Origin of the sequence: Streptomyces olivochromogenes (genome assembly GCF_001514115.1) — a bacterium.
In the GTDB taxonomy this organism is placed as follows: domain Bacteria; phylum Actinomycetota; class Actinomycetes; order Streptomycetales; family Streptomycetaceae; genus Streptomyces; species Streptomyces olivochromogenes.
This window is the reverse complement of sequence record NZ_KQ948483.1, coordinates 1-11497: the sequence shown is the minus strand read 5'-3', so window position 1 is coordinate 11497 and position 11497 is coordinate 1. Positions and strand designations below refer to the sequence as shown.

Genomic DNA, 11497 nt, shown 5'->3' with positions numbered 1-11497 from the left:
TTAGGGCGTGTGTCGAAAGTGGTCCGAGGGGTTCAGGTTGAGCCTGCCTTGTGTCGTGTGATGCTGACGTCATGACTGATCAACGCGAGGTTTCCATCGTCCGCTGGCCAGGTCCGACTCTGTCCGTCGAGGACGGGTTGGCCGCGTTGCTGGCGGCCTACCATCTGCGGACGGAGGCCGAGAAGGGCGAGGTCGTTGCTGATGTGGACGGGCTGCCAAACCGCTACCAGGCGGAGATCTCGGACCCGCGGATCGCGTTCGTCGACGATGTCGTGCTGGTGGCTCTGAGCGGGAGCGCCGCGGTGGGCTGTCTGGTGGTGACCGCCCCCGCCGGCGGGCGGTCGGAGATCAAGAGGCTCTGGACGGACCCGGCATTCCGGGGCCGGGGCATTGCGTCGGGCCTGCTCGGTGCTGCGCTCGCGCATGCTGCGGAAAGCGGCGTGGGCACCGTGCGGCTGTCGGTGTGGAAGTGGCGGACTGGGGCCATCGCTCTGTACGAACGGTTCGGCTTCACCGGCACCGAGTCATGGGACGATCGGGATCAACTGGTGTGCATGGAGCGTGCCGTGTGAGTGGTCACAGCCACTCGTTGATTGCTGCTACGAGGACGGTCGCCTCGTAGCGGACCGCCAGCTTGATGCCCCTATGGATGTCAACACGCTGGAGCCGCAGTGGACTTGGGTGGGTTGATGGTCTGGTAGATCTCTCGTGCGACGTAGCGTTTGAGGCAGCGGATGGCTTCACGGCGGGTCTTGCCCTGCGCAACACGACGCTCCACGTAGTCGCGGGTGCGGGCATCCCAGCGCAAGCGGGCCAGGACGATGGTGTAGAGCGCGGAGTTGGCCTGGCGGTCGCCGCCTCGGTTGAGCCTGCGTCGCTGGGTCTTACCCGAGGATGCCTCTACCGGGCTGACGCCGCAGAGTGCGGCGAAGGATGACTCGCTGCCCATCCGGTCCGGGTTGTCGCCGGCCGCTATCAGCAAGGCGGCGGCGGTGTCCGGGCCGACGCCGTAGCGGTCCAGCAGACGTGGTGCGCAGACAGCGATTGCCCCGGTGATCCGCGTGGTGAGGTCGTTGATCTCCTCGGTGAGATGCTGGATGCGCCTGGCCAGCAGCCGAAGTGTGTGGCGGGCCGCCGCTGCCGGGGCGGTGTCGTCGGCAGCCTCCAGCTCGGAGCACTTCCGGATGAGTTTGGGATTGCTCAGGCCACTCAGTGCCTCGCGCAGGGCGGGGTCCGCGGCGACCAGAACGGCCTTGAGCTGGTTGATCGCCTGCGAACGGGACTTCGTCGCAGAAACCTTAGCCATTTTGAACATGCGAATGGCCTCCACCGGGCCGTCGCTGGTCTTGGCGGTGGCGGTGGCACGTCCGGAGAGCACGGCCTGGGCAGCGGCCGCGGCGTCGATCGCGTCGGTCTTGCCGCGTCGCCGCCGGGTGGCCTTGTCCGGTTGGTTGACCTCGGTAACCGTGATGCCCTCGTGGTGCAGGTAGCGCGTCAGTGCGGCGCCGTAGGAGCCGGTGCACTCCACGCCGGCCCGCTGCAGGCGGCCGAAGGCGCTTGCCCAGTCCAGCAGTTGCCGGTAGCCATTTTCGGTGGTCGGAAAGCTGCGGGTGTCCAGCAGGACTCCCGTTGTGGTGATTACTGCCGCCACGTGGATGTCCTTGTGGGTATCCACGCCGAGCACGACGTCCTCGAGCGGTTCGGGCGTGTGGTGACGGGGACGGGTGGGCTGGGTCATGCTGGGCACGGTGCCTGCCTCCTGAGCGCCTCGGGAATACCGGTGGCCGACGCCGGGCCAGGTGTGGCGGTCAGGACTGTGACGGTGCCTGTCGCAAAGGCCCCTATCGGGACACGCCCACCGGTCCGGTGGCAGCACGCGCTGCCTCGAGCGGTGGTCGGCAGATCAAACTCAGGGCATCAAAGCCAGTCGTACCTCGGGCCAGACCACCGCCCGAGGCGGCACCCGATCATCCTCACAGTCGTACCTCGTGGCCACCGCCCGGTGCCTTTTGAGGCGTGCCGCACTCGACCGCATGCCGAGCCTTGTAGTCCTGTGGGTCGAACTTCAGAGGCCGGCCCCCGTGCGAGCCGCGCTTCTTGCGGTTGCGGGCCTGGTCGGCCTTGTCCGGAATGGTGCAGCGGATCCCGCGTCGGCGCAGATCAGCGCGGTTCCTCCGGGAGGCGTACGCCTTGTCGGCCCGTACACGATCGGGTCGGGTGCGCGGCCGGCCCGGCCCAAGACGCGGGACACGGACCTTGCCCAGAACGGGCTCGAACTGCGGGGGAATCACCCCGCTGTCCGGCCGTGATCACGATGGACATGGGCTTCTGACCCTGTTCGACGGCCAGGTGCAGCTTGGTGGTCAGGCCGCCGCGCGAGCGCCCAATCTCGTGGTCATCCGGCTCGACGGTGACGCCGCCGGGCGGCTCCTTCTGTAGCTCCCCTTTTTCCTCGCTCCGGCGGCGTGTTGGTGGGCCCGGACGACGGTGGAGTCGATGTTGATGTCCCAGGTGATCAGCTCTTTCGCGTCGGCCTGGGCCTGGAGTTCGGTGAAGATCCGATGCCGGGTGCCGTCCCGCTGCCAGCGGCGGAACAGGTCGTACGCCCGGTCCCACGGTCCGTATTCGGCTGGCAGGTCCCGCCAGGGGACGCCGGTGCGGACCCGGAACCGTATGCCGTCAATCAGCTGCCGCCTGGCCCAGGTCGGCGGCCGTCCGGGCTTCTTGCCCTTCGGCAACAGTGGTTCCAGCACCGCCCATTGCGCGTCCGTCAGATCTCCACGTGCCACGAACCAAGATCATCCCATGTTCAAGATCCACTTTCGACACACGCCCTCGGTCATGAGTGGTCTGGCGTACATGGGCGGCTTCGTTGTCAGTGGTGCCGTGCATGATCGGCGCGTCAGTTCTTCTACGGGGACGGGGAAGCGTCATGCCGATCACAAACCAGCAGGTATCAGGGCACGCGTTTCTGCGGCAGATGTATGCGGACTCGTACTTTCCTGATCACGTCGTCGACCGGGGCAGGGCGATCCTGTTGCGGCTGTGCGAGCGGATTGAGGCTGAGCAGCCATCGGATCTGGAGGCCCTGTATGCGCTCGCCCAGGCCGCAACAGAGGAATTCAACCGCCTGGAGGCGGAGTTCGAGGCCGCCGGGAGTGAGATCGAGACGGTTGCGCGCGAGGTGATCGCTGAGGATTTCTGGTTTGTCGCGTCGGCATACGGGTTCACGGACGCGGATGTAGAGGAGCTGATCGCCACCCGGGACTGGTGAACAACGACCGAAGGGTCATCTGCCGGTCAGAGCCATTCGTTGAGAGCTGCGATCAGCACGGTCGCCTCGTATCGGCTGGATCCGGACCACGCCCACGGTGCAGGACGCCGTCAGGCATACAGCGCGCTCATCCTGTTGCAACCGGACCCAGAAGGGACAAGGTGAACAGACGCCTCGGACGGCTGGTGGTGACCGCGGGGAGCCTGGCGCTGGCCACGGTGACGCTCGCCGTGCCCGCGCAGGCAGCCACCACGTCGGCGAGCTCTTGCCGTCCGGCTACCTGTGCGGATGGAGCGGTAAGGACGAGACCGGCTCCATGATGAAGACCCGCGCCGACATGCCCACGATGGGCTCGTGGGACAACAGAATCCGCTCCTTCTGGAATCGGACGCCCAGCTTTTCCTGCCTCTACACCGACGAGAACTACGGCGGCGCCGGCACCTTCTTCAACGACGCGCCGGGTCAGGGCGCCACCAACTACTCCTGGGACCTCGACAGAAAGATCAGTTCCATCAAGTTCGTTCCCAACGAGCGGGACTGCGACAACACTCCGTACTCCGGGTGGTATGCGGAGCCCGCCCCCAGCACCCCCGGGTTCGGCGATCTGGACCGTGACGGCCGCGCGGACCTGCTGTCCCGGGACCGCGGCGGCCGGCTCTGGTTCGTCTCCGGCACCGGGGACGGCACGCTGATCAGCGGCGGCTGGAACTCCATGACCGCCCTCACCCGGCACGGCGACCTCAATGGCGACGGCCACGGCGACCCGCTCGCCCGCGATTCCTTCGGCACCCTGTGGCTCTACCCGGGCACGGGCCACGGCACCTTCGGCACCCGTACGTCCCTGGGCGGCGGCTGGAAGTCCATGAACGCCCTGACCGCACCGGGCGACCTCAACGGCGACGGTCACGGCGACCTGATCGCTCGTGACACCTCGGGCAAGCTGTGGCTGTACCCCGGCACCGGACGCGGCCCCTTCGCCACCCGGAAGCTCATCGGCAGCAGCGGCTGGGGGCAGATGTCGACCTTCCTCGGCGTCGGTGACGTCGACGGCGACGGCGACGGGCGGCTCGACCTGGTCGCCGCCACGCAGGACTTGTACGAGAACCCCCACGCCGGGTCAACGGCTGACCAGCTGCGGCTGTACCCGGGCAACGGCAAGGGCTCCCTCGCCAAGTACCGGCTTGTGCAACAGAGCTGGTACGACCTCAACGGCGGTTTCTGAACACGGCCTGCACGAACATCCGCGGGTTTGATTCCGGTCACACGTTCCACGTGATCCCCCGGGTCAGACCTGGGGGATCTTCGCTGGCTGGTTCTATTCACCGAACCCCGACAGCAGATGCACGGCACTTCGGAAGGCGGCCCGCCGCTGCCGAAGTCGATGTTCACGAGAACGGGTTCTGGCTCAGGTATTGGATGCTGTTGGTGATCTCCGGCTGCTGTTCCGGGTAGGGGATTTGGAAGGTGTCAGGATGCCTGGACCAGGGTGGTCAGGGGAGTTTGTGCGGCGACTGTCGCGTGACGCGACAGGTACAGCGTGGTGTGGAAGTAGCCGCGGGTCTCCCTGTCCTGCGGATCCTCGCCGGCCGCGGTCACCGCGTCGATCGCGTACTGCTGCTCCTGCCTGCTGGTGAAGCGGCGTTGCCGAAACGTGTGGGGGACGGCTTTCTCGGTCCTGAGGCCGTACGGTTCCAGGCACTCGGCGATGCGGCGGTAGGAGTGGGTCCGCAGCACGAACGCGGCGACCCACACCGGGCTGTGGACGCAGTCCAGGAGCGGCTCGAAGGTGAGAGGAGACAGGAAGCTGGCTCCGCCGGTGACGGTGACGAGGCAGGTGCGGCGGGCGGCCTGGCGCAGGGCCGGGCTGGGCGGCGCGCTCTCCAGATTCTCGGCGAACCCCTCGTCCAGGAGGCCGACAGCGTGTGCGTAGGAGACAGCGTGGGGGGCGGCGTCGAGACCGATGACGCAGGCCGGGTCTGAGCGCCTGTGCGCCGCGTAGTAGGCCCGGTCCCATTCGATCAACTCTGCGGTGGTCAGCTCGGTGGCCTGCGGCGATGTGTAGTGGGCGTACAGGTCCGCCAGGGTGAGATCGTGGTTGAGCAGGGCGGCGTTGATGCCGTAGGAACAGCACAGGTCCAGCACCGTGGCCGGGCCTGTGGGCCGGCACGCTGTGAGCATGCGGCGGAAGATGGGCTGAGCATGATGTGGGGTTTGGTACTCCCAGGGGCCCAGCTCACGAAAGTATGCGCGAGGGTCCGGCTGGTCGTAGATGTCGTCGAACGGAGTCATCGTCCCTGCCGCGAGGGCAGGCGTCTGCCGGGAGTTGCTGACCACGGGTGCTGGTGAGCCGTTCGACCGTGCATGGGTCATCACGTGTTTCCTCTCGCCCTGGTCCGGAACTGCTCTGTGACAACAACTAGCGGGCGACGGGATCGGTTGGGAACAAGGCGGAGACGGAACCAGCCAGGCGCGCCTTCGGCACCCGCGTAGAGATCACCAACAGTGTCGGTTTTGTGGCGGGTGACGCTCTGTCATTGCTCGACATCGAACAGCGGGATGGACTGTGATGGCGGGGCTAGGACTGTGCGAAGGCGGGTGAGGTTGGCTCGCCACGCTTCCAGTCTGCCGGGCGATCATATGGGTGCCTCTGATGACGCGGTCGCGCACGGCGCGGGCGAGGAGGGCGGGTTCGAGGAGGCGGGAGGTCATCTCGATGTAGGTGCCGGCCGTGGTGAGGCTCGCCTACGTCAACGCCTACGACGACACGAGTGACGGCCCGGACCAGCCCCACTTCTGACGACGGGGATCACGTCGTCGGCGGCTACGGATCCCGCCCGGGGAACACTGCGCGCAGCCCCAAACGGTGTCTTGTACCGCCGCTTCGCGCTGGCCCTCAAGGCGCTCGTTCATTTGAAAAACTCCTCGACCGCCTGGGCGGAATTCGTGGCGTGCGCGTCAGCCGGCCAGCATCACGCCCAGTAGCAGCAGGAGCGTCATGGGCAGAAGTGTGATCACCAGGGCCGCTCCACTCGCCAGGATGCGGAAGGTTCTGAACGAGCGGCGGTGGGGCAGGGCCCAGGCCACGGCGAAGAGTGCGAGGGCCCAGTAGAGAACTGCTCCGTATTGGCCCATGCCCGTCTGCGCCCGGATCGCGCTGTATTCCAGGGCGAGGACCGGCAGGCCGAGCGCGGATGCCGCCAGGGGGATCCTCCACCAGGTCGGGTGGTCTGCTCGGTGCTGAGGCGCGGCGTTCTGCGTCGTCATGAGGGCCACTTCATCAGCGCCGGCCGCCACGGGCATCGGGGCGCGTACTTATGTGCGAGGCGTGTTGCGTCTGAGTAGGGAGCCCAGGTCGATGCCCGGGGGAGCGGCTCGCCGTGCGCGGGCATGCGGGCTGCGGCCCCTACGCGATCCGGACTCCACCGGGGAGGGGTAAGCGGCTGCACTGACGTGGTCCGGGCGGCGGTCACCGTCCGGACCAGGACGGCCTACTCGCCGGACAGACGTGGCGGCCGCAGTGCTGCGGCGACCGCTCAGAGGTGGCCGTCCAGGAACTCCTGTGCCTCGGTGATGGTCATGGGCCCCGTGCCGTGGGCCACGACCTCTCCCTCCTTCAGCAGGACGTAGGAGGGGGCTCCGGTGATCCGGTATCGCTTGGTTGCGGACGGGCAGCGCGTGATGTCGGTGCGGACGGCCGTCAGGCGGCCTGTGTACTGGTCTGCGATGTCACCCACGACGAGGTCCATTGCCCGGCAGGGCTCGATTGCCTTGGGCCATGTCCCGGTGAAGTATGCGAGGACCGGGACTCCGCTCATCCCGAGGATGAAATCGAACTCCGCGTCCTCACGGGGTTGGTGAACCGCCTTCGCCATGGAAGCTCCAGACCTCTCGTTCCGTCATTCCACCCCCATCTTCCCCCGCGCGGTGCGGCAGGCTGAGTCCGGTCGGTCGTCTGGCTGACCGATGGGCGCGTGAGAGAGTTGCGGTTCCGGCCGGCGCGGTTGGGGTGTTCGGCCTGTGGGGGCGTTGTCGTCCACGCGTGTTCATCCTGCGCGGCCTGCTGATCCGGGCCGGATCGGCCCGTGCCAGTTCTGCCTCGTGTGCCGGAGCACTGCCTGCTTCCGTTGGAGTGAAGAACTCGATGAGCTGCTGCGCTCCACGCCTCAACGCGTCATGGTTCCTCTGAGGCAATCGGGGCCGAAGGGAGCAGGGTTGTGCATATGAGGCGTATCGGAACGATCCTGAGCGCTGCCGCGCTCACCATGCTGGCCATTCCGGCGAACGCTCACGCCGCAGCAGTCGCCTGCGGCGGTGGTGTGTCGACCGGCCGGGTGGCCGTCAACGGCTGCATCAGCGCCCAACGCGGAAAAGAAGGCCGAATCTACACTCGGGAGATCACGGCGTACGTCAAGGCCCGCAACACGGGACCGAGGGCGGCGAACGTCTCCTACGAAGCGTTCTTTCGTGTCGTCAACGGTGGTCACTGGGTGAAGTTGGGCAGCGGTCGCACCTATGTCCCGGCACGTGGGACCGTCGAGCCCACGGAGGTGGGAAGCTCGACCCGGGTGTGCGGGCCCGTGAAGGTCGAGATTCGTGTACACGCCCGTGCCGACGGGGCCGCCTGGAGCGGGTGGTCTACCGCCGGCACGGCGCAGTGCCAGACCTGAGCGGCAAACTGCGACCGCTCAGCTGCACACGGCAATTCCTCAGCTAGGTAGGGGAGATGGGCAGAACGTTGTTCCCGAGCACGATCGACAGCCGCCTGGGGATCGAAGGTTCTGACACAGGTGGCTCCGGGCCCACGCCACCAGTGAGCGCAGTCAGGTGCTCGAGGGTGTCGGCACTCAGGAGCCGACAACTGGGGTTCGTAGAGCGTCTTGATGCACTGGCGCGCGTTGTCGTGGGAGAGCTCTTCGGCTGTGGAGGATGTCGTGGCCGCCCTCGTACCAGGGGTCGTCGTCCGCGAGATGTGCGGCAGCACCGTCGAGCAGTACGGCTTCCGCAACCCCGGCAACCAGCGCTTACGCGCCCGCTGCGCGACCACCCGTCGAGCCCGTGGACACCTCGATGCCCGCTAATTTCGTTGAGCCCGCACCCTGCAATCGTGTTGGCTAGCGGTACGGAACTATCAGTACCGCAGGTGTCCGCTTGGCTGTAGCAGGGAGTTAAACGTGCAGGACATTGTTGTCGACCCCGTTGCCCACAATCGGGCAGCCTGGGACAAGTGTGTCCAAGAGGGCAACGAGTGGTCGAGGCCGGTGAGTGCTGAGGATGTCGAGCGCGCCCGCATGGGCGACTGGTCGATTGTTCTCATCGGGCGTGAGCCAGTCAACCGCTCCTGGCTGCCGACGGACCTGACCGGCAAGGACGTGTTGTGCCTGGCCTCCGGTGGTGGCCAGCAGGGTCCGATCCTCGCCGCCGCAGGGGCGCGGGTCACCGTATTCGACAACTCACCCCGCCAGCTCGGCCAGGACCAGATGGTGGCGGCGCGCGACGGACTCGAGCTGCGCACCGTCCTAGGCGACATGCGCGACCTCAGCGCCTTCGGCGACGCAACATTCGACGTCGTATTCCATCCGGTCTCTAACCTATTCGTACCAGACTTGGCACCGGTGTGGCGTGAGTGCTTCCGCGTCCTGCGACCGGGCGGAACTCTGCTCGTGGGCTTCCTCAACCCTGATGCGTACTTGTTCGACCACGAGGCGCTCGACGAGCGCGGCGAGCTGATCGTCGTGCACAAGCTGCCCTACAGCGATGTCACGCAGTACTCCGCCGAGGAACGCGCCACGAAGTTCGGCGCGGATGCCCCTCTTGAATACAGCCACACCCTCACCGACCAGATCGGCGGGCAACTCGCCGCGGGGTTCGTCGTCACCGGCTTCGCGGAAGCGCCGCACCAATCCAACGCATCCGCTCAATACATGTCGAACTATTTTGCGACGCTGGCGGTCAAGCCGGGCTGACCCAGCCGTGGGGCCGGCCGAGACGACCGTGTCTCCGAATGGCCAAGTGGAGCGCTGCGCCGACCCCCACTAACTTCCCTACGTTGTCCTGCGGGACGTGGTGAGCCCTTCGTATGGTTCATCCACCCAGGGGCGTCGGGTGTGGCTTTCAAACTTCTGCCGCTTGTGGCTTCCAACGATTGGCCGCCCGACACCCCACGACGACTCGGCTGCCAATTAGGAATTGCGAATGATCGCCACGTAGGGAATCGCTGAGCCCCCATCGGACCGGCGAGACGCCATCACTGCAACCAGGCGAGGACTGACGCTGGGTCGCAAACTGGCTGTCCGGGTGGCCTCTCGGCTGGGCCCCGCACCGGGTGCCCTACCCACCGCACACATCGCTCGTGGGCGGCTCTACGGGGCGTCTGCGAGCCCGCTGGAGGGCCGGGCCAGCCAACGCGTCCATGAGCTGCTGGTAGCGCTCCAGGTCCGCAGCCCATCCGGGAATCGTCAGGTACTGGACGACATTGAGGGCAATCGCGGCTTCCCCACCGATGCCGAGAACGGGAGCGAAGCCGCCGACACGAACCCACTGGTGCCACATCACGTCGGCCATCAGCGTCCGGGGGATCTCCGGATCCTCTGGCGCGCGCTGGAGGAACAGGATGCTCAGGGCCCCGTTCCCCTTCGTACAGGCACGTGCTGCCGCGCTCAGCAGCCGGTCGTCGCTCTCCTGGACCGTGCGGATCAGGCCGCGAAGACCGCCGGCCAGGGGGGACTGGCTGAACAGATCGACACCGGCGAGGGCCGCGTCGCGGTGGACGGCCCGCATGTTCCCGATCATCTCGGTGCTGCCGGGTGAAGCAGCTTCCCGCGCCTCCAGCAAGTCCCCGAATGCGACGTCGTCGGCGCCGACCCGAGCCCGCGCCGCCCCTGACTGCGGGTCGCTCGCTTCGTCGCCCTGGAGAGCCCCTCGCCGTCGTGACGTGACCCAGATCAGACCCTTGTCTTCGAGATCTATTGCCGATGATGCCGCTCCCCGGGACTGAGTGGTGATGCATCCCCTCGCGCAAGGAGTAGCAAGACGGTGAACCCTGTGAACCCCGAGTCGGCCCACGACTGGTACCACCCCAACCCCGGGCCCACCGCCGAAGACCTGCCCGAGTTCGTCGTTGGCACCGAGGACGGCATCCGGTTGGAAAGCCGTGCCGAAGGGCGTGGCCGCTTCCACAAGAACAGGACGCGCCCCCACAGCGAGTGGTCCACAGATCTTCCGGATGATCCGCCGGACCTCGTGCGGGCCATCGTGGTCCGCGGAACCGTCTGCGGCGCGTGGACGACCACGCTGGGCCTGACCACCACCCCCGCCGAAGGCCTCGCCGCCGTCGACCGCATCGCCGCCGAGGTCCTGGTGCTGCCGCTCGGCGGGTGGTGGCGGGAGGCCGTGTCCACCGCCCTGGCCGGAACCTGGTGCGAGCAGCTGTGGCAGACCGGGCAGCTGCCGGCCACCGCGCTCGGCGTGCTGAAGGCGGAGGCCCGCGCGCTGCACCACCAGCTGGTGCCGGTGTGGCGGCCCGGGACCCGGGCTGGGCGGGTGCTGTCACTGGACGCGGACCTCGGCGGGCTGTCGCTGTACGACCTGGTCGCCCCCGACGTGGACCTGCTCGCGGGCACGACGGCCGGGGTGTTCGTCGACGAGTGCCTCAACCGCGTGCTGCGCGGCCTGAATCCGGTCGAACAGTGGGTGGTGGTCGCGTACGCCTCGCGCGAGGGCACCACCTGGTGGCGCAGATTGAATGCGACGGGTATCCGGCCCCGGTCTGATGCTTCGCTGGGCTGTGACCAGGGATGCCGCATCTTGGACGAGATTGCTGCAGTTGCACTGAGAAGTCCTACGGGCTGGCTCCGTGAAGGCCCTGCATGCCGTGGCCGCATCGAGAAGCGGGCGTATGCCCGGCCTCGGCTCGAGGGGTTCGCATGGCTTTGTTGACCTCACGTGTCTCGCTGCAGCCAGGACAGAAACCGCAGGGATTGAGTGACATCGTCTTGGTAGGCAACGGGTCAGGCCTCGGCGGGCCCCTGGCGGATCTCCGACGCTTCAAGCGCCGCGGCCATAGCCTCCTCCTGCCGTCGCAGGTTCCCCAGGTCGATGGAGAGGCCGTGCAGGCTGTCCGCAGGGCCGGGCCGGTGGACGTCGGGCCGTTCCCGGGCGGGTTCCCGGTGGTGTGGAGGGGGGGCATGCCTGGGTCCGGAGGTGTCGTTGGTGGTGTTGTTCGGG

Annotated in this window: 15 protein-coding genes; 7 read left to right on the top strand and 8 right to left on the bottom strand. The window is 67.3% G+C overall.

All coding sequences use genetic code 11. The annotated features are described in order from the left end of the window. The first annotated feature begins 71 nt into the window (after positions 1-71). Positions 72-572, top strand: a complete 501-nt coding sequence (locus AQJ27_RS46415; RefSeq protein WP_067383788.1) for a GNAT family N-acetyltransferase — start codon at positions 72-74, stop codon at positions 570-572. An 80-nt stretch (positions 573-652) separates the two neighbouring features. On the opposite strand, the gene AQJ27_RS46410 is transcribed toward AQJ27_RS46415, so the two are convergent. From AQJ27_RS46410 to AQJ27_RS59620, 3 genes are all read right to left on the bottom strand, one after another. Further along, complete coding sequence (locus AQJ27_RS46410; RefSeq protein WP_067383785.1) at positions 653-1738, bottom strand: IS110 family RNA-guided transposase; 1086 nt, start codon at positions 1736-1738, stop codon at positions 653-655. 235 nt (positions 1739-1973) lie between these two features. Further along, entirely contained in the window at positions 1974-2291 is a 318-nt protein-coding gene (locus AQJ27_RS59625; RefSeq protein ID WP_235613922.1) for a hypothetical protein, read from the bottom strand. Between the two features lie 72 nt (positions 2292-2363). Next, positions 2364-2789, bottom strand: coding sequence for an IS5 family transposase (locus tag AQJ27_RS59620; protein WP_067383782.1), 426 nt, complete (start codon positions 2787-2789; stop codon positions 2364-2366). 143 nt (positions 2790-2932) lie between these two features. Here AQJ27_RS59620 and AQJ27_RS46395 point away from each other — a divergent pair, with 143 nt between their 5' ends. Continuing rightward, entirely contained in the window at positions 2933-3274 is a 342-nt protein-coding gene (locus AQJ27_RS46395; RefSeq protein ID WP_067383779.1) for a DUF5713 family protein, read from the top strand. 97 nt (positions 3275-3371) lie between these two features. Continuing rightward, positions 3372-4496: an FG-GAP-like repeat-containing protein gene (locus tag AQJ27_RS46390; protein ID WP_079065801.1), complete on the top strand. Its 1125-nt coding sequence runs from the start codon at positions 3372-3374 to the stop codon at positions 4494-4496. A 245-nt stretch (positions 4497-4741) separates the two neighbouring features. On the opposite strand, the gene AQJ27_RS46385 is transcribed toward AQJ27_RS46390, so the two are convergent. From AQJ27_RS46385 to AQJ27_RS46375, 3 genes are all read right to left on the bottom strand, one after another. Then, positions 4742-5452, bottom strand: a complete 711-nt coding sequence (locus AQJ27_RS46385; protein ID WP_235613921.1) for a hypothetical protein — start codon at positions 5450-5452, stop codon at positions 4742-4744. Between the two features lie 777 nt (positions 5453-6229). Beyond that, on the bottom strand, positions 6230-6538 hold the full coding sequence (locus tag AQJ27_RS46380; protein WP_159064599.1) for a hypothetical protein: 309 nt from the start codon (positions 6536-6538) through the stop codon (positions 6230-6232). A gap of 269 nt (positions 6539-6807) precedes the next feature. Next, positions 6808-7146: a thioredoxin family protein gene (locus tag AQJ27_RS46375; RefSeq protein WP_067383769.1), complete on the bottom strand. Its 339-nt coding sequence runs from the start codon at positions 7144-7146 to the stop codon at positions 6808-6810. Between the two features lie 348 nt (positions 7147-7494). Here AQJ27_RS46375 and AQJ27_RS46370 point away from each other — a divergent pair, with 348 nt between their 5' ends. The 3 genes from AQJ27_RS46370 to AQJ27_RS46360 all read left to right on the top strand — a co-directional run bounded on the left by AQJ27_RS46370 (position 7495) and on the right by AQJ27_RS46360 (position 9237). Continuing rightward, positions 7495-7941: a hypothetical protein gene (locus AQJ27_RS46370; protein ID WP_067383766.1), complete on the top strand. Its 447-nt coding sequence runs from the start codon at positions 7495-7497 to the stop codon at positions 7939-7941. A gap of 264 nt (positions 7942-8205) precedes the next feature. Next, positions 8206-8352 (top strand): hypothetical protein, encoded by a 147-nt coding sequence (locus AQJ27_RS46365; RefSeq protein WP_159064598.1) that lies wholly within the window; start codon positions 8206-8208, stop codon positions 8350-8352. Between the two features lie 93 nt (positions 8353-8445). Next, positions 8446-9237 carry a class I SAM-dependent methyltransferase gene (locus AQJ27_RS46360; protein WP_067383761.1) on the top strand — a complete coding sequence of 264 codons (792 nt, stop codon included), beginning with the start codon at positions 8446-8448 and terminating at the stop codon, positions 9235-9237. A 364-nt stretch (positions 9238-9601) separates the two neighbouring features. On the opposite strand, the gene AQJ27_RS46355 is transcribed toward AQJ27_RS46360, so the two are convergent. Further along, the gene (locus tag AQJ27_RS46355; RefSeq protein ID WP_159064597.1) at positions 9602-10051 is read right to left on the bottom strand and encodes a hypothetical protein; all 450 of its coding nucleotides are present in this window, start codon (positions 10049-10051) and stop codon (positions 9602-9604) included. A 255-nt stretch (positions 10052-10306) separates the two neighbouring features. On the opposite strand from AQJ27_RS46355, the gene AQJ27_RS46350 reads away from it, so the two are divergent. Continuing rightward, complete coding sequence (locus AQJ27_RS46350; protein ID WP_159064596.1) at positions 10307-11209, top strand: hypothetical protein; 903 nt, start codon at positions 10307-10309, stop codon at positions 11207-11209. 71 nt (positions 11210-11280) lie between these two features. Here AQJ27_RS46350 and AQJ27_RS58160 read toward each other — a convergent pair. Beyond that, positions 11281-11497: hypothetical protein (locus tag AQJ27_RS58160; protein WP_208948618.1), on the bottom strand; the 217-nt coding region annotated here is incomplete at its 5' end.

Bases quoted from the DNA above. Each gene is read 5' to 3' on its own strand.
- AQJ27_RS46410 (WP_067383785.1), bottom strand. From the start codon at position 1,738: ATGACCCAGCCCACCCGTCCCCGTCACCACACGCCCGAACCGCTCGAG.
- AQJ27_RS46395 (WP_067383779.1), top strand. From the start codon at position 2,933: ATGCCGATCACAAACCAGCAGGTATCAGGGCACGCGTTTCTGCGGCAG.
- AQJ27_RS46370 (WP_067383766.1), top strand. From the start codon at position 7,495: ATGAGGCGTATCGGAACGATCCTGAGCGCTGCCGCGCTCACCATGCTG.
- AQJ27_RS46355 (WP_159064597.1), bottom strand. From the start codon at position 10,051: ATGCGGGCCGTCCACCGCGACGCGGCCCTCGCCGGTGTCGATCTGTTC.
- AQJ27_RS46380 (WP_159064599.1), bottom strand. From the start codon at position 6,538: ATGACGACGCAGAACGCCGCGCCTCAGCACCGAGCAGACCACCCGACC.
- AQJ27_RS46385 (WP_235613921.1), bottom strand. From the start codon at position 5,452: ATGCTCACAGCGTGCCGGCCCACAGGCCCGGCCACGGTGCTGGACCTG.
- AQJ27_RS46415 (WP_067383788.1), top strand. From the start codon at position 72: ATGACTGATCAACGCGAGGTTTCCATCGTCCGCTGGCCAGGTCCGACT.
- AQJ27_RS46375 (WP_067383769.1), bottom strand. From the start codon at position 7,146: ATGGCGAAGGCGGTTCACCAACCCCGTGAGGACGCGGAGTTCGATTTC.